General features: G+C 56.2%; 13 protein-coding genes and 1 pseudogene. 13 read left to right on the forward strand and 1 reads right to left on the reverse strand.

Annotation, left to right across the window (positions count from 1 at the left end; all coding sequences use genetic code 11):
• The first annotated feature begins 9 nt into the window (after nt 1-9).
• From AB8B76_RS03615 to AB8B76_RS03675, 13 genes and pseudogenes are all read left to right on the forward strand, one after another.
• The gene (locus tag AB8B76_RS03615; protein WP_405270365.1) at nt 10-651 is read left to right on the forward strand and encodes a phosphoribosylanthranilate isomerase; all 642 of its coding nucleotides are present in this window, start codon (nt 10-12) and stop codon (nt 649-651) included.
• Nucleotides 648-1868 (forward strand): tryptophan synthase subunit beta, encoded by a 1221-nt coding sequence (trpB, locus tag AB8B76_RS03620; protein WP_405270367.1) that lies wholly within the window; start codon nt 648-650, stop codon nt 1866-1868. The genes AB8B76_RS03615 and trpB overlap by 4 nt, the downstream gene beginning before the upstream one ends.
• A gap of 7 nt (nt 1869-1875) precedes the next feature.
• Nucleotides 1876-2694, forward strand: a complete 819-nt coding sequence (gene trpA / locus AB8B76_RS03625) for a tryptophan synthase subunit alpha (protein ID WP_405270369.1) — start codon at nt 1876-1878, stop codon at nt 2692-2694.
• Nucleotides 2695-2757: 63 nt separating this feature from the next.
• Nucleotides 2758-3618 (forward strand): annotated as a pseudogene (gene accD, locus AB8B76_RS03630) (acetyl-CoA carboxylase, carboxyltransferase subunit beta); the annotation flags it as partial.
• Between the two features lie 361 nt (nt 3619-3979).
• Nucleotides 3980-5257: a bifunctional folylpolyglutamate synthase/dihydrofolate synthase gene (locus tag AB8B76_RS03635; protein ID WP_405270371.1), complete on the forward strand. Its 1278-nt coding sequence runs from the start codon at nt 3980-3982 to the stop codon at nt 5255-5257.
• 13 nt (nt 5258-5270) lie between these two features.
• Entirely contained in the window at nt 5271-5870 is a 600-nt protein-coding gene (locus AB8B76_RS03640; protein WP_405270373.1) for an SPOR domain-containing protein, read from the forward strand.
• The gene (locus AB8B76_RS03645) at nt 5867-6394 is read left to right on the forward strand and encodes a CvpA family protein (protein ID WP_405270375.1); all 528 of its coding nucleotides are present in this window, start codon (nt 5867-5869) and stop codon (nt 6392-6394) included. Before AB8B76_RS03640 ends, AB8B76_RS03645 begins: the two co-directional genes overlap by 4 nt.
• A 73-nt stretch (nt 6395-6467) precedes the next feature.
• Nucleotides 6468-7988 carry an amidophosphoribosyltransferase gene (gene purF, locus AB8B76_RS03650; RefSeq protein ID WP_405270377.1) on the forward strand — a complete coding sequence of 507 codons (1521 nt, stop codon included), beginning with the start codon at nt 6468-6470 and terminating at the stop codon, nt 7986-7988.
• A gap of 20 nt (nt 7989-8008) precedes the next feature.
• Nucleotides 8009-9184, forward strand: coding sequence for an O-succinylhomoserine sulfhydrylase (locus AB8B76_RS03655; RefSeq protein WP_405270410.1), 1176 nt, complete (start codon nt 8009-8011; stop codon nt 9182-9184).
• Between the two features lie 72 nt (nt 9185-9256).
• The gene (locus AB8B76_RS03660) at nt 9257-10183 is read left to right on the forward strand and encodes an AAA family ATPase (RefSeq protein WP_405270379.1); all 927 of its coding nucleotides are present in this window, start codon (nt 9257-9259) and stop codon (nt 10181-10183) included.
• A complete protein-coding gene (locus tag AB8B76_RS03665; protein ID WP_405270381.1) occupies nt 10164-11204 on the forward strand; it encodes a DUF58 domain-containing protein in 1041 nt (346 codons plus the stop codon). Before AB8B76_RS03660 ends, AB8B76_RS03665 begins: the two co-directional genes overlap by 20 nt.
• The gene (locus tag AB8B76_RS03670; protein ID WP_405270383.1) at nt 11201-13204 is read left to right on the forward strand and encodes a DUF3488 and DUF4129 domain-containing transglutaminase family protein; all 2004 of its coding nucleotides are present in this window, start codon (nt 11201-11203) and stop codon (nt 13202-13204) included. Before AB8B76_RS03665 ends, AB8B76_RS03670 begins: the two co-directional genes overlap by 4 nt.
• Nucleotides 13182-14012 carry a hypothetical protein gene (locus AB8B76_RS03675; RefSeq protein WP_405270384.1) on the forward strand — a complete coding sequence of 277 codons (831 nt, stop codon included), beginning with the start codon at nt 13182-13184 and terminating at the stop codon, nt 14010-14012. Before AB8B76_RS03670 ends, AB8B76_RS03675 begins: the two co-directional genes overlap by 23 nt.
• An 84-nt stretch (nt 14013-14096) precedes the next feature.
• On the opposite strand, the gene acnB is transcribed toward AB8B76_RS03675, so the two are convergent.
• Nucleotides 14097-16709, reverse strand: a complete 2613-nt coding sequence (acnB, locus tag AB8B76_RS03680; protein WP_405270386.1) for a bifunctional aconitate hydratase 2/2-methylisocitrate dehydratase — start codon at nt 16707-16709, stop codon at nt 14097-14099.
• Between the last annotated feature and the right edge of the window lie 305 nt (nt 16710-17014).

Below are 17014 nucleotides of genomic sequence, written 5' to 3' on the forward strand. Positions count from 1 at the left end.
AGCAAGGCAATGACTCGGGTCAAGATATGTGGCGTTCGCAGCGCAGTAATGGCGGAGCAGGCCTGTGAGGCGGGGGCGGACGCTATTGGCCTCGTTTTTTACGAAAAGAGCTCGCGCGCGGTTAACGCGTCAGAAGCCCTTGAGGTTGTTAGAGGCGTACAGCCTCTGGTAACTACCGTTGGCCTGTTCGTTGATGCTAGTGCAGATGAAGTCGCTCAGGTGCTGGATCATTGCCCGCTGGATTGCCTGCAGTTTCACGGGAGCGAGTCGGCGGAGTTTTGTCAGCAGTTCGGGCGTCCCTACATCAAGGCAATCAGTATGCATCCCCAGGTCGATATTGAGGCCTTGCTTACTGAACACTCGGAAGCTCGATCAGTTTTGTTTGATGCCTGGCGCCCCGATGCACCGGGTGGCACTGGTGATACCTTCGCCTGGGACCGGCTTCCGAAGCTTCGTAAGCCATGGATACTGGCCGGCGGGCTTACCGCAGACAATGTGAACAAAGCGATCGAGCAGGTGGGACCCCCTGCTGTCGATGTAAGCGGGGGTGTAGAAATTGCCCCAGGTGTTAAAGACCCGGAGCGTATGCGCGCATTTGTAAATGCGGTGCGCGAAGCTGATAAACGCAAGCATGAGGATGCAGCGGTATGACTATTGACCTGAACCCATTGAGTTTTTCGAATCAGCCCGATGCTGATGGGAGATTCGGATCTTACGGCGGAAAGTACGTAGCGGAGACTCTGATGTCTGCGCTTTCTGAGCTGGAGAGCGTATACCGCCAGCTGTCTGAAGATGCTGCCTTTCAAGCGGAGTTTGATCACGATCTTGCCCACTATGTCGGACGTCCATCGCCACTCTATGAAGCTCGCCGCTGGTCCGATGAAATTGGCGGCGCGAGGATCTTTTTTAAGCGCGAAGACCTGAATCACACAGGTGCACACAAGGTGAACAACACCGTGGGCCAGGCATTGCTAGCCAAGCATATGGGTAAGCCCCGCGTGATCGCTGAGACCGGTGCTGGGCAGCACGGCGTGGCGACTGCCACGATAGCGGCGCGCCTTGGTCTTGAGTGCCACGTGTTTATGGGTGCGGAAGACGTTCAGCGGCAGTCACTCAATGTGTACCGCATGAAGCTTCTCGGCGCGACCGTCGTTCCCGTAACCTCTGGTTCAGCCACTCTCAAGGACGCTATGAACGAGGCGATGCGCGATTGGGTGACGAATGTAGACGACACTTTTTACATCATTGGCACGGTAGCCGGTCCCCATCCATATCCCATGCTCGTGCGCGATTTTCAGTGCGTAATCGGTCGAGAGGCACGCGCTCAGTGCCTTGCTCAAAATGGCAAATTGCCTGATGCACTTGTCGCCTGTGTTGGCGGTGGTTCCAATGCTATTGGGTTGTTTCATCCATTCCTGAACGATGAGTCAGTAGCTATGTATGGCGTAGAAGCGGGAGGATTGGGTATCGATAGTGGTCAGCACGCTGCGCCTCTGTCTGCAGGTTCTCCCGGTGTTCTCCATGGTAATCGCACCTATCTGATGCAGGATGAGGACGGACAAATCACTCATACCCACTCGGTATCCGCGGGCCTTGATTACCCGGGTGTGGGACCAGAGCATTCCTGGTTGAAAGATATTGGCCGCGTGAACTACGTGTCTGCTAACGATGAGGAAGCGCTAGCGGCGTTCCACAAGACAACCAAAATCGAAGGCATTATGCCGGCGCTGGAAACCGCGCACGCTCTCGCCTACGCCGAGAGGTTAGCGGCAAGCATGACGCCTGATCAGCATATTGTGGTGAATCTGTCTGGTCGCGGTGACAAAGATATTCTCACCGTGGCTCGTCTTGAAGGCATTGAGGTTTAAGTCAGCTATGAGTCGAATTGCGGCCTGTTTTGCCGATCTAAAGTCCCGTCAACGGAAAGCAGTGATTCCCTACATCGTGGCAGGAGATCCAAGTGTTGAGCTCACCGTCGACTTGATGCTCGCTCTGGTTGAATCTGGAGCGGACATCATCGAGCTTGGGGTGCCGTTTTCGGATCCCATGGCCGAAGGTCCCGTGATTCAGCGGGGTCATGAGAGGGCCCTGGATCGAGGCGTTCGCCTGCGAGGCGTACTTACGATCATGTCTGAGTTTCGCGAGCACAACCAATCCACCCCGGTATTACTCATGGGCTACGCGAATCCTGTGGAGTATATGGGGCATGGGGTATTTGCCGATCGAGCACTTGCCTGTGGCGTCGATGCACTGTTGACGGTGGATATTCCGCCTGAGGAAGTTTCGGGTCTCAACAAGGAGCTCCGTCGCGTGGGTATGGATAATATTTTTCTTATCGCGCCGACAACCCCGAGCGAGCGTATGAACCTAATAGCGGAAGAGGCCAGTGGCTTTATTTATTACGTGTCTCTGAAGGGTGTCACTGGCGCGGGTCATCTAGATCGAGACGCCGTGGCGCAGTCTGTGGCAGAGATACGCACCCATACTGATCTGCCCATTTGTGTCGGATTCGGCATCAAGGATGGCCCGTCAGCGGCCGCGGTCGCGGCGGTATCCGACGGTGTTGTCGTGGGTTCCGCTCTGGTTCAGCGCTTGGCTGACGTGGCGGCAGAGGGGGGCAGCGATGCCGAGGTGCTGGATGCGGCGAGACAAATGGTCGGTGATATCCGCAAACACGTCGATAACGGCTTCTAGAACATAACGTAAGCCCCCGCGGATGCGTATAATGTCTAGGTATCACCTGCTGGAGAGAGCTCCATGAGCTGGATCGACAAAATTCTGCCCTCGGGCATCAGTAAGTCCGATGATACGAAACGGGCGACAGTGCCTGAAGGGGTCTGGACCAAGTGCATCAAGTGTGAGGCGGTGCTCTATCGCCCGGATCTTGAACGCAATGCCAACGTCTGCCCCAAGTGTGAGCATCACATGCGTTTGGGCGCGCGCCAGCGGCTCGATATCTTTCTGGATAAGGAAGGCCGCGAAGAGGTGTTCACGGACATCGAACCCGTCGACCGCCTTCGTTTTCGGGACAAGAAAAAGTATTCCGCGAGATTGTCTGCCGCACAAAAATCTACGGGTGAGCGCGATGCACTAGTGGCGATGCGCGGTACGCTGCACAGCATGCCTGTGGTTGCAGTCGCCTTTGAATTTGGTTTCCACGGTGGATCGATGGGCCAGGCGGTCGGAGAGAAATTCTCTCAAGCTGCTCAGCTCGCATTGAAAGAGCGTATACCTCTCGTTTGTTTTGCCGCCTCCGGTGGCGCGCGAATGCAGGAAGCGTTGATCTCGTTGATGCAGATGGCGAAAACCAGTGCTGTGATTGAGCGTATGCATACGGAGTCTGTTCCTTATGTCTCGGTGCTCACGGATCCAATTTACGGCGGTGTATCGGCTTCTCTGGCCTTATTGGGTGATTTGAATATCGCTGAGCCGGATGCGCGCGCGGGCTTTGCTGGCCCCAATATTATCGAGCAAACGATTCGCCAAAAGTTGCCTAAGGGTTTTCAGCGCAGCGAGTTTTTGCTGGAACACGGTGCCATCGACATGATCGTGCCACGCCTGGAGTTGCGCGACACTGTCGCGCGAATTCTGGCCAAGCTCATGAATGTACCGGCTCTTGAGTCGTTGAAAGTAGCACCGGAGACAGAGGTGGTAGCGGATGCTGCAGAAGCAGACGATGCCGCCAATGAAGATGCAGACAGTGACGTTGCGCAGGACGCTTTAGATTCGCAAGAGCCGGCTGAGGAGTCTCAAGACGATGAGTCTGAGCAGTCTTTAAGTGAAGATATCGCCGAAGATTCAGCTGAACAGCTTGATGTTGCCGATGAATCTGTAGATGAGGCAGCTGATGACGCTGCGCCGGTGATCGACGCTGAAGTTGCCGATGAATCAGAGCGGGCGGCTGATGCCGACGTGGAAACTGACACTGAGGGCGATCCAGAGTCTGGCGCGGATGAGGAGCCTTCCGACAAAAAGTCGGATGCCTGAACGCAGCCTCGGAGAATGGCTGCGCTACCTTGAGCAGCTCCATCCCGTAGATATCGACTTAGGGCTGGCGCGGGTACGCATCGTTGCCCAGCGCCTGCAGTTACTACCCTATGTCCCACAGGTCATCACTGTTGCCGGTACCAATGGTAAGGGCAGCGTGGTCTACAGTACTGAGTGTATTTTGCGCGGCCATAGAAAGCGCACGGGACGATACACCTCTCCACATCTCCTGAGTTTCAATGAACGTATCGCCGTCGATGGCGTGCCCGTCAGTGATGACTACATCGTTCGTGCTTTTAGCGCTATTGATGCGGCTCGGGAGGAAGTAACCCTTACCTATTTTGAGTTTGCTACGCTGGCAGCTTTCTGGATTTTTCGCGAAGAGCTAGTCGATGTTGCAGTCATGGAAGTGGGGTTGGGGGGGCGCCTGGACGCCGTAAACGTCGTCGATTCAAATCTGGCGGTGATTACGGCCATTGATCTTGATCATCAGCACTGGTTAGGAGACAGCGTAGATAAGATTGCACCGGAGAAGGCTGCGGTAGCACGGGCAGGCTGTCCTGTGATTCTTGCAGAGACCAGCTATCCCGAAACACTTTTTCAAACCCTTGCAGAGATAGGCGCAACCCCGCTGCGTTCGGGTAAGGATTGGGAGTGGTTTCAGGCAGATGGTTTGCGGGTCCGTTTGAAAAACGAAGTCGAGCCAAAGATTGTTCCTGTTCCTGACGGATTAAGGCCATCGAATGTTGCGGCCGCATTTCAGGTGAGTGCGGAGTTGCTCGGTGCTGACTTTGACGGTTCCACGGGGGCAGAGACGCTTGCGACTCTTCAGGTGCCCGCTCGACGGCAGACCCTGCTTGTTGCAGATCGTGAAGTGATTCTAGACGTGGCCCACAATCCCGCGGCTATGAATGCGCTTGTGGAGTACCTCCAAGATCACAAGGTGAGTGGCAAGACCTTCGCTGCACTAGGTCTGATGAAAGACAAAGATCTTACGTCTATGGCCAATGCTCTGGCGATCGCAGTGGATGGAGTTTGCGCACTGGCTATTCCAGCAATAGATCGAGCCGCGGACCCTGAAGAGGTTTGGCAAGCCCTCGATGGAGCGGGTATAGCGATACCTCAGGCAGAGTTCACCGCCGAGTCTGTATGGGAGCAATTGTTGTCCGGGAGCGAGGTTGGTGATCGCTTGGTGATCTGCGGCTCTTTTCATAGCGTTGCGGGTATAATGAGCGTTTTAGACATCGAACTTTCAAGCCCCTCGTCATGAGCACCTAAAACCGGTGGATAATCTAGTAAAACAGCGTCTTGTGGGCGCGCTCATTCTGGTCGCCCTGGCGGTGGTTTTCTGGCCGATTATTTTTGTGCCGGGTGCCCAGCAGAGTTCAGACTTGCGTGTGGTGGTTCCCAGCGCCCCACCGGTTGATCTCACGCCGCTACCAGAGCCTGATAGCCTCGGCATGCGTTCGGGGAAGAGGGCGGCTGCGCAGGACATCGATACGCCAGACGTTGTGCTTCCCGCCAGCGACGAGTTAGACGCGGAGCCGGCCGGTCTGCCCTCGCGAGAGGAAACTATGCCTGTCGCTAATTTGGACGACGCGCGTAGCGCATTGGAATCGCCGGCAATGGATGAGGACGGGTTGCCCGTCGCCTACTCTCTGCAAGTGGCAACCATGGGGGATAAGGCTCGCGCCGAGTCTCTTCGCGATGAATTGGTGGCTGCGGGTTATAAAGGCTACGTGAAGCGCATGCGCCGTGATGATCGTGTGCTCTACCGTGTACTCGTAGGACCCCGTTACAGCAAAGATGAGCTCCTGCCGGTAAAAGATGCTGTAGACAAAAGCTGGCGTGTTGAGTCTCTGATTATTCGGTACTTACCATGACTGATTGGCCGCAATTGGGTCTGTTTAATGGCTTTGACTGGGTGGTCGTCGTGATTATCGCGTTGTCCGCCTTGTTAAGTCTGTGGAGAGGTTTTGTCCGCGAGGCCATTTCTTTGGCGGGATGGGTTGTTGCCTTTATCGTCGCCAACCTCCTTGCGGTTACCGTGGCGGATCAGATCGGCGACCTAATCGCCAATCGCACTGGCCGGTACATCGTGGCGTGGTCTTTGTTGTTTGTACTTACCCTTGTAGCAAGTTCGCTGTCTGCAAAACTGTTCGCAAGCCTTGTTAAAGCCACAGGCTTAGGGGTACTAGACCGCATTCTGGGTTCAGTTTTTGGGGTCTTACGCGGCGCTCTTATTGTGATGGCACTGGTCTTTGTGGTGCGGGAGATCGTCCCCAAAAGCGAGCAAAGCCTGCTGGCAGAGTCTCAGTTGATGCCGCATATCGATGTGATGTTGGCCTGGAGTATGCGATTGTTCGATGAGTTTCGCGACGTAGAGATAAAGGGGCTGAACGCGTGATGTTAGTGCTTGTTCAGAACGTGGTTAAGAGCGTGATTCAAAGCGCAGCAACTGACCTTGGGGATGCTTCGCCGTGTGTGGCTTAACGGGTATTGTCGGTAAGGGCAGGGTAGCTCCCGAGATCTATGATGCGCTGACCGTGTTACAGCATCGTGGTCAGGACGCCGCGGGGATTATGACCTGCAGCGATGACCGTTTTCATCAGCGAAAGAGCGTCGGACTCGTAAGAGATGTGTTTCGTCAGAACCACATGCAGCGCCTGGACGGCAGCATTGGCATTGGTCACGTTCGCTATCCCACTGCAGGGAGCGCGGGTGCAGCCAATGCCCAGCCGTTTTATGTGAACTCTCCCTACGGTATTGCGCTCGCCCACAACGGCAATCTCACTAATTCCCGGGAGTTGCGTCAGGAACTCTTCGAAAGTGAAATGCGGCACCTGAACACGGATTCGGACTCGGAGGTATTGCTGAACGTATTCGCCTATGAGCTTCAAGCTAGGGGCAAGTTGCATCCTGAACCGGATGACATTTTTGCCGCTGTGTCTGAGGTTCACCGGCGCTGCAGAGGCGGCTACGCTGCCGTGGCCATGATAGTGAACTACGGCGTTATCGCGTTTCGCGACCCCTTCGGTATTCGTCCTCTGGTAGTCGGTTATCGAGGTGAAGGGAGCGAGCGAGAGTACATGGTGGCTTCGGAGAGTGTTGCCCTTGACGTATTGGGCTTTCGTTTGCTGAGTGATGTAGCGCCGGGTGAGGCGGTTTATATCGACGCTAACCGTCAGCTGCATATGCGTCAGTGTGCCGAAGCACCGCTGCTTCGTCCCTGCATCTTTGAGCACGTGTATTTTGCCCGGCCCGATAGCCTCATCGATGAAATCTCGGTGTACAAGACGCGCGCACGTCAGGGCGAAGCGCTTGCTCGCAAGATTCTTCGAGAGCGGCCCGATCACGACATCGATGTGGTGATACCCATACCCGATAGTAGTCGTACGGCGGGGCTATCCTTGGCGGGGTCTCTGGGCATCAAGTATCGCGAAGCCTTTATAAAGAATCGCTATATTGGTCGCACATTTATCATGCCCGGCCAGCAGCAGCGGCGTAAGTCTGTGCGCCAAAAGTTGAATCCCATTCGCCTGGAGTTCGAAGGCAAAAACGTTATGCTGGTAGACGACTCCATCGTGCGGGGGACAACCTCCCGAGAAATCATTCAGATGGCGCGGGACGCCGGCGCAGCACGCGTATATCTAGCATCGGCGGCGCCGCCGGTGCGCTTCCCTAACGTATACGGCATTGATATGCCTTCTCCCAGTGAGCTCATCGCCCACGATCGCACTGTCGAGGAGATCAGCGCGCTCATTAATGCCGATTGGCTGGTGTATCAGGATCTTGATGAACTGATTGGCTGCTCTCGCGATGGTAATTCCACGATAGAGGCCTTTGACTGCTCAGTGTTTGATGGCAAGTACGTGACGGGCGATGTGGATGCGGCCTACCTCGCAGCATTAGATGCGGAACGTAACGATGAGGCGCAGAGCCAGAGTCGCCAAACAAGTGACGGTGACGGTGTGGGGATTTATAACGAGAGTGCATTGTGAGTAAGCGAGACGACCCGGTAATGGACGAGCTGCACTGGCAGAGCCTGGCAGTACGAAGTGGTATTTCGCGCTCTCCCGAAGGCGAGCACAGCGAAGCCTTGTTCATGACCTCCAGCTATGTTTTTGATAGCGCAGAGCACGCCGCGGCGCGCTTCGCCGGCGATGATCCCGGTAACGTGTATTCCCGCTACACTAATCCCACAGTGCGTGGTTTTGAGGATCGACTTGCTGCTCTAGAGGGCGCGGAAGCTTGCGTGGCGACTGCATCAGGTATGTCCGCGATCTTGAGTACCTGCATGGCTTTGTTGAAAGCGGGCGATCACGTGGTGTGTTCACGCGATGTCTTTGGAACCACACGCACACTGTTTGCAAAATACATGGCTAACTTTGGCGTGGAAGTCAGCTTCGTACCGCTTCTCCCGGTGGATGGTTGGCGGGCGGCAATGCAGGACAACACCAAACTTCTGTATCTCGAAACCCCATCGAACCCTCTTTGCGAAGTCGCTGACATGCAGAGCATGGCGACACTGGCGCAGTCAGCGGGGGCCTTACTAGTGGTTGATAACTGCTTTTGTTCTCCGGCGCTGCAGCAGCCCCTGGCTTTTGGCGCAGACATCGTTATTCATTCTGCCACCAAGTATCTTGATGGCCAGGGCCGCTGTGTCGGTGGAGCGGTTCTGGGTAGCCAGCACCTGATGGAACAGGTTCTGGGGTTTTTACGCAGCTGTGGACCCACCATGAGCGCCTTTAACGCCTGGGTGTTTCTCAAGGGACTGGAGACACTGTCGCTGCGTATGGAAGCGCACAGCGCCTCGGCTATGCAGTTGGCAACGTGGTTGCAAGCACATCCCCAGGTAGAGGCTGTTTTCTATGCTGGCCTGGAAAGCCATCCCGGGCATGCGCTTGCGAAAAAACAGCAGTCAGCCTTCGGCGGCGTACTGTCCTTCAGAGTGCGGGGTGCGCAAGCCGAAGCTTGGCAGGTTATAGACGCCACGCGTTTGATGTCACTGACCGCGAATCTCGGGGATGCTAAAACAACCATTGTCCACCCGGCGACAACGACGCACAGCCGCATTTCTGCAGAAGAGCGCCTGGAGGCGGGTATCACCGACAACTTGATCCGCGTTGCAGTGGGACTAGAAAACATCGAAGACTTAAAGGCTGATCTCGCCCGTGGCCTGGATAGTCTTGGATAAGTCGATAATGCGGATAAACACTGGTTCATACTTGCCCCACCGGGATACGGCGCTCACGCAAAGGCGGACGTTATGACAACCGGTAATAAGGCACTTGTCGACGCCGCCGTTGCGGAGATCGCCAAGGTCCTTCTGGGAAAGGAGCCTCAGCTTCGTCAAGCCATATGTTGCCTGCTGGCCAGTGGTCACCTGCTTATAGAGGACCTGCCGGGAATGGGGAAGACGACTTTGTCCCATGCCCTGGCGCAGGTACTGGGTCTTTCCTATAAACGCGTGCAATTCACCTCGGATTTACTCCCTGCCGATATCCTGGGTCTGTCGATTTATCACAGTGCCGACCAGAGCTTTGAGTTTCACCCGGGACCAATTTTCACCCAGGTGCTCCTGGCTGATGAGATAAATCGCAGCACCCCGCGTACTCAGAGTGCTTTGCTTGAGGCCATGGCCGAGGGGCAGGTGACGCTGGAAGGGGATACCCGTGCGCTTCCGACACCCTTTTTTGTGATTGCCACACAAAATCCGCTGGAGCAGTCCGGTACCTATCCTCTGCCCGAGTCGCAACTTGATCGATTTCTGATGCGTATAGAGCTTGGCTATCCCGACGCAAAGGCAGAGAGACTCATGCTTCGGGCCACGCATGAGGCCACTCAGAAACCCACACTTAAGCAGTGCATTGACGAATCGGCCCTTGCCGGTATTCGTGCTGCGGTAGACGATGTTCACGCGTCGGACTCCCTGCTGGATTATGTTCAACGCATCGCTTCCCGTAGCCGCCAAGGCGGTGAGTTCGCGGTAGGTTTATCGCCTAGAGGCGTATTGGCTCTGCTACGGTCGGCCAAGACCTGGGCGCTCATGGATGATCGGGACCATGTTCTTCCCGATGATGTGCAGGCGGTGTTGCCGGGAGTAGTAGCGCACCGCTTGCAACCCGGCGGTGGGTTTTCTGGTGATGGGATGGCGCTAGTGGCGCTACTGCGGCGTGACGTCGACGTGGTCTGAGTTTCTAAGCCAGCGCTGGTCGCGCTGGCTCGATAGACGGATACCCCGTTCGCGATCCGTCACACTCAGTCAGCGGCAGATATTTATTTTTCCTTCTCGCACCGGCTTCTTTTTTGCCCTGTGCTTGCTCGTGATGCTCATTGCAGCCATCAACTACCAAAACAATATGAGCTATGCGCTCACTTTTTTGCTCGCTAACTTGTTTGTCGTTGCAGTGTTGCACACCTACGCAAATCTATCGGGACTGACGATTACCGCCGTATCTGCGGATGACGCCTTCGCGGGACAGCGAAGCGGCTTCCATTTACGCTTTTCCTCGACGAACAAGCGTGGACACAATGCGTTGGTCGTAGGATGGCCTGAAGCCAAAGAGGCTCGCAGACGCCGACGATTGTTTTCCGGACTGTTGTCCAGTCCGGCGATGGTTGCCGCAGAAGAGATCGATATAGCGCCAACGCAGACGCAGGATCTCGTTTTACATATCCCTGTGGGGACCCGGGGCTGGTACCGGCCGGACCGTCTGCGTATTGAGAGTACTTATCCCCTGGGTTTGCTCCGCTGCTGGACCTGGATAGATCTGGATTTTCGCGCTTTGGTGTATCCCGCACCTTCGGTTTCTGCAGAGCCTGAGGGCGCGGCCGGCGACGCCCTCGATGGTCGATGGCTATCTGGAGCGGGGGACGATGAGTTTTACGGTATCAGGGACTACCGAGCAGGGGATAATCTTCGAAGGGTTTACTGGAAGGGTCTGGCCCGAGGGCAGAGTCTGCAGACCAAGGATTACGCCAGTGCGATCGCTGATGCCCGGTGGCTTGAATGGGAGCAATTCTCGGGTCTCGATAATGAGCGGCGTTTGTCGGCGCTTTGCCATTGGGTACTTGATTACCACCGGCGGGAGTTTGAGTTCGGTTTGCGAATACCGGGAATTGAACTTGCGCCCGCGTCGGGTGATCGGCAGCGTGATGCGGCTTTACGAGCACTCGCGCTGTTTGGGGTCACTGAAGGCTCGGTGACCTCGTGAAGCAATCTGAGCAGCTTCCCCGTCCGGCTTTGCTTTGGATCATCGTCGCGCAGGCTTTACTGCTACTTCCCCATCTTCCGAGGCTGCCGATTTGGGTGGCGGTAGTCTACCTGCTGGCTTTTGCCTGGAGAGTACAGGCGTTTCGGGGACGGGTAGAGTTGCCGGGACGATGGCTTAAGGTCGTTCTTTCCGTTGCGGCCGCGGGCGGTATTGTTCTGAGCTTTGGCTCTTTGTTGGGTATGGAGCCCATGGTGGCGTTTCTGCTTACCGCCTTCGCTTTAAAGCTCACCGAAATGCGCTCACGAAAAGATGCTTATGTGGTTATCTTTCTTGGGTATTTCGTCTGTCTTACGGAGTTTCTGTTTACCCAGGACCTGCTTATCGTCGCCTACTCAATGGTCCTCGTTTGGATTTTGACCACGGCGTTAGTCAGTGTTCATCGTCCAGCGGGGCTTCTTCGTGACTTACAGCCTTTGCAGTCTTCGGGGCTGATGCTGGTACAGGCGGTGCCGCTGATGCTGGTGTTGTTCTTTTTGTTTCCGCGTATCGGGCCGCTGTGGTCTGTTCCCCTGAAGAGCCACACGGCGCAGACAGGGATGAGTGATCGACTACGACCGGGGGATGTGTCTAACCTGAGCCAATCCGCAGACGTGGCATTCCGTGCCGAGTTCGAAGGGGACATACCACCGGCGTCGGAGCTCTACTGGCGTGGTGTGGTAATGAGCGCCCTGGACGAGGGCACCTGGCGCAGCCTCCGGTATTTTGAGATTCCCGCCAAGGACCGGCGGGCGCCCAGCGTGGTTACCGAGGGCGATCCCCTGCGTTACAGCATCATTATGGAGCCGACGCAGCAGAACTGGCTGTTTGCCCTGCGTTATGCCCGCACGGCTAAGCCCGGGGTAATGGAGCTAAATGATTACCGCTTGTACTCGCCAGTAATTATTGAAAACGAATATCAGTATGCCGTACAGAGCTGGCCGGATGCCTCCATGGATCAGGGTATTAGCGATTGGCGTAGAGGTGTCGAGACAGCGCTTTCTCCTACGGAGAACCCCCAGACCCGTTCACTGGCTCAGACTCTATACGAGCAGGCTGAGTCTTCCGAAGCGTTCGTCGATTCGGTGCTGGACTATTTTGGAAACGAGGCATTTTTTTACACGCTGCAGCCGCCTTTATTGGGCGATGACGATGCGATGGATGAGTTTTTGTTCACTAGCCGTCGAGGCTTTTGTGAGCATTACGCTTATGCTTTTGCGGTGATGATGCGCTCAGTGGGAATTCCAACGCGCATTGTTGGGGGCTACCTCGGAGGGGAGGTAAACCCGGTTAATCGTACGGTCATTGTCCATCAGTTTGATGCTCATGCCTGGAATGAAGTGTGGCTGGAAGGGCGCGGTTGGGTTCGTGTTGATCCTACCGCAGCGGTGTCGCCGGAACGTATTCTCTACGGCCTCGAGAGGGCGGTGGCTGCGGAAGGCAGCTTCTTATTGGATTCCCCGCTGTCTCCCTTGCGCTATCGCGGCGTTAACTGGGTGAACTCCTTGCGGTTGCGCTACGACGCTTTGACCTACCGCTGGCAAAGCTGGGTGACGGGCTTTGACGGACAGGCGCAGTTTGACTTACTGCGCGGCGTGCTCGGAGAGATTTCGGTCAGCCGTTCTCTGGGTATGCTTCTTGGCTGTGGCGTCCTGACTATGGCGGTTGTTTCTCTGTTTCTGTTCAGTGGTAACCGACCCGCACCGCGACCCATGTTCGAAGCTGAGTTACTGCGTTTTCAGCGTGCGCTCTGGCGCCGTGGGCTCAAGCAAGTGCCGGGAGAAACCCCGGCGCAGCTGACCGAGCGTGCCGTAGAGCGATGGCCTCGTCAGGCTGAGGCTTTGCGATCCCTGTATCGAGCGCTCGCTTTGTCGGTTTACTCGCGGGGCGTTGATTCACAGGACAGTAATCGACTGCGCCGGGAATTGCGTAAACGTATACGTGGAATCCAGTTTTCTCTCTAAGTTCAAAATCACCTGCGCGCGGCTTTTTGCGCTAGTTACGCTAGCGTCGCTGTCACTCAGTGTGCCCGTACAGGGCGCGATCGTTTGGCACTGGGTGGGAGACTTCACAGAGCTCGAACAGAAGGCGCTCGTACCTTGGCTGACCGATACGCATAGGGCCTTGGAGAGCTTTGTGGCGCCCTTACCCTTTGACGTGCACGTGTACATGCATCGCCGCGACGGGGCGGATCAGCCCGTGCCCTGGGCAAACACCCGGCGGAACAACGAACAGGCGCTGTATTTTTATGTTAATCCCGAGTTTGATCGGGCATCGTTCATGGATGACTGGACAGCTGCCCATGAGTTCTCGCATTTGCTGCTGCCCTATCTTGGCTCTGCAAACGCCTGGTTTGCTGAGGGCTTTGCCAGCTATATGCAGTACTCAGTGATGGTCGAGTCGGGTGCAATCACCGAGGCGGAGGCATTTCGGCGACGGGACCTTAAGATGAAAAAGGCGGTGGCCGCGCTGGCGGGCACAGCCGTAAGCCTCCCGGAGAACATGCCCGACCTGAAAAAAAAGCGGTCGTATCCGACCTTTTACTGGGGTGGTGCAGTGTACTTTGAGCGAATCGACGCTGCGCTAAAAAAGCAGGGCAGCAGCCTGTCTCGGGTTTTAAGCGCGTACCTCCAATGTTGCCGTATGCGCCGGCCAGATCTGGATACCTTGGTGAGCACTCTAGACAGAGTTAGTGATACGAGCCTGTTCAGTCGAGAGCTTGAGCTTATGCGAACTACGCCCGGTGTACCTGCGCGGCCCTTGGGCCGGTAGCAAGATTTTCTCGTAGCTAGTCTCCACGAGAGTGTGACAACAAAAAGGGGGCCTAAGCCCCCTTTGTTTTGGAGTATGGGTTCGCTAAGCGACCTCACTAATCTCCAACGCAGCAATACGCTTGCCGTCCTCCGCCAGCTTCTGGAACTCCACAATCTGGTCAAAGTTCATATAGCGGTAGATCTCGCTGCTCATGGCGTCCAGGTTCTTGGCGTACTCCATGTACTCAGCAGGCGAGGGCAGTTTGCCCAGGATTGATCCCACGGCGGCCAGCTCTGCCGACACCAGATACACATTGGCCCCGTCGCCTAAGCGGTTCGGGAAGTTCCGCGTACTCGTACTCAGCACTGTGGAATTCGCGGCAACCCGCGCCTGATTACCCATGCACAGACTACAGCCGGGCATCTCGGTGCGCGCACCGGCTGCGCCAAAAATGTTGTAGTAGCCTTCTTCCATGAGCAGGTGCTCGTCCATGCGCGTGGGCGGTACGATCCAAAGGCGAGTGTTGATGGTGCCTTTGAATTGATCCAGCAATTTGCCGGCTGCTCTAAAGTGACCGATGTTGGTCATGCACGAACCAATGAATACTTCTTCTACCGAGTCGCCAGCTACCTCTGACAGCAGCCGCGCATCGTCCGGGTCGTTCGGCGCACACACGATGGGCTCTTTCACATCCGCAAGATCGATCTCGATCACGGCGGTGTATTCGGCGTCCTTGTCGGCGCGCATGAGTGAGGGCGACTCCAGCCACTCTTCCATCTTCTTAGCGCGGCGCTCCAGGGTGCGGGCATCGCCGTACCCTTCGGACACCATGGCGCGCAGTAGCGTGATGTTGGAGCGAAGGTATTCCGCGACGGTCTCTTCTGACAGGTCCACGGTGCAGCCGGCGCAGGAACGCTCGGCGGATGCGTCAGACAGCTCAAAGGCCTGTTCCAGGGTCAAATCGCTCAGGCCTTCGATTTCCAAAATGCGGCCCGAGAAGATGTTCTTCTTGCCTTTTTTGTCGACGGTGAGAAGACCTTCCTGAATCGCGTAGTAGGGGATCGCATGGACCAGGTCACGCAATGTGATACCCGGCTGCATCTCGCCCTTAAAGCGCACCAGCACGGACTCGGGCATATCCAATGGCATAACACCGGTCGCTGCCGCAAAAGCCACCAGACCAGAGCCCGCCGGGAACGAGATTCCCATGGGGAATCGCGTATGCGAGTCACCGCCGGTACCGACAGTGTCCGGCAGGAGCATGCGGTTAAGCCAGCTGTGGATGATGCCGTCACCCGGGCGCAGGCTGACGCCACCGCGAGTCATAATAAAGTCTGGCAAGGAGTGCTGGGTGTCGATGTCCACAGGCTTGGGGTACGCCGCCGTGTGGCAAAAGCTCTGCATGGTCAGGTCTGCCGAGAACCCGAGGCACGCCAGGTCCTTGAGCTCGTCGCGAGTCATGGGGCCGGTTGTGTCCTGAGATCCCACCGTCGTCATGAGTGGCTCGCAGTAGGTGCCGGGTCGTACGCCCTCCATACCGCAGGCCTTGCCCACCATTTTTTGGGCTAGGGTGTAGCCCTTACCGGTATCGGCGGGTTGCTCGGGTGTGCGGAACAGATCCGATGTGGGTAAATCCATTGCTTCCCGTGCACGTGCTGTCAGGCCACGACCGATGATGAGATTAATCCGGCCTCCGGCGCGCACTTCGTCCAGCAATACATCAGACTTGAGTTCGAACTCTGAGAGCGTCTCGCCGGACTCGCTGAGGATCTTGCCGTCGTAAGGACGGATTTCGATCACGTCGCCCATGCCCAGTTTTTCTACCGGTGCTTCAAACACCAGTGCGCCGGCATCTTCCATGGTGTTGTAAAAGATCGGTGCGACCTTGCCGCCGATACAGATGCCGCCGCCTTTTTTGTTGGGTACGCCAGAGACGTCATCTCCAAAGAACCACAACACCGAGTTGGTTGCCGATTTACGCGATGAGCCGGTACCGACCACGTCGCCCACAAACGCGACGGGCAAGCCCTTGGATTGAATCTCTTGTACCTTGTCGATGGGGCCTTTAACACCATGCTCTTCGGGCGTCAGTCCATCGCGGGTCATTTTGTACATGGCTAGTGCATGGAGCGGGATGTCTGGGCGGCTCCAGGCGTCCGGGGCTGGGGACAGGTCATCAGTGTTGGTTTCGCCGGTGACTTTAAACACGGCTACCTTGATGGACTCGGGCACGTCATCGCGATTGGTGAACCATTCGCCGTCGGCCCAGCTCTGCATGACGCCCTGCGCATGGGTGTTGCCATTTTTGCCGAGCTCCGCCACATCATGGAAAGCCTCAAACATTAAGAGCGTGTGCTTAAGCTCTTCTGCCGCCTGCGCGGCCAGTGCGTCATCACTCAGCAGCGCAACGAGCGTTTCAATGTTGTAGCCGCCATGCATGTTGCCCAGCAGCTTTACCGCATCGACCCGGCTGATAAGTGCGCAGTCGGTCTCGCCCTTGGCAATGGCCGACAAGAAGCCAGCCTTTACGTAGGCGGCTTCGTCGACGCCCGGGGGAACGCGATCTGACAGGAGAGACAACAGGAATGCTTCTTCACCGGCTGGGGGTGCTTTGATCAACTCGATGAGTCCGGCGACCTGCTCCGCAGATAGGGGTTTGGCAGGGATGCCTTGGGCAGCGCGTTCGGCTTCATGTTGGCGATAGGCTTCGAGCATTGATAACTCCTTGATAAATAACGATTGTGAGGGGGCTGCGGACTCTGTTCTCAGCGCTCAGCACCCTAAAATTGCAGCGCGGATTATAGACTAGCGGGGCAAATCACACCAGAAATCAGAGGTTTATGGGTGATATTCATCGGACGAATGTTAATACGGGCTTTATGTCTGCGCAGAATAGAGGAGGGTGCAATCTAGAAAATGGCATTAGAGAGCGGAGTTAGAGAGCGGAGTTAGAGAGTACTGCAAAGGTGGTATGCCATTCACTCCCACTGATCGTTTTGGCTATGGTTGCCGTAACTGAT

The sequence above is a fragment of the Congregibacter sp. genome (genome assembly GCF_045107095.1).
In the GTDB taxonomy this organism is placed as follows: Bacteria; Pseudomonadota; Gammaproteobacteria; order Pseudomonadales; family Halieaceae; genus Congregibacter.

Excerpts from the sequence above, each read along its gene's own strand:
- acnB (WP_405270386.1), bottom strand. The coding sequence starts at position 16,709 with ATGCTCGAAGCCTATCGCCAACATGAAGCCGAACGCGCTGCCCAAGGC.
- AB8B76_RS03660 (WP_405270379.1), top strand. The coding sequence starts at position 9,257 with ATGACAACCGGTAATAAGGCACTTGTCGACGCCGCCGTTGCGGAGATC.
- trpB (WP_405270367.1), top strand. The coding sequence starts at position 648 with ATGACTATTGACCTGAACCCATTGAGTTTTTCGAATCAGCCCGATGCT.
- AB8B76_RS03655 (WP_405270410.1), top strand. The coding sequence starts at position 8,009 with ATGGACGAGCTGCACTGGCAGAGCCTGGCAGTACGAAGTGGTATTTCG.
- AB8B76_RS03645 (WP_405270375.1), top strand. The coding sequence starts at position 5,867 with ATGACTGATTGGCCGCAATTGGGTCTGTTTAATGGCTTTGACTGGGTG.
- trpA (WP_405270369.1), top strand. The coding sequence starts at position 1,876 with ATGAGTCGAATTGCGGCCTGTTTTGCCGATCTAAAGTCCCGTCAACGG.
- AB8B76_RS03635 (WP_405270371.1), top strand. The coding sequence starts at position 3,980 with ATGCCTGAACGCAGCCTCGGAGAATGGCTGCGCTACCTTGAGCAGCTC.
- AB8B76_RS03615 (WP_405270365.1), top strand. The coding sequence starts at position 10 with ATGACTCGGGTCAAGATATGTGGCGTTCGCAGCGCAGTAATGGCGGAG.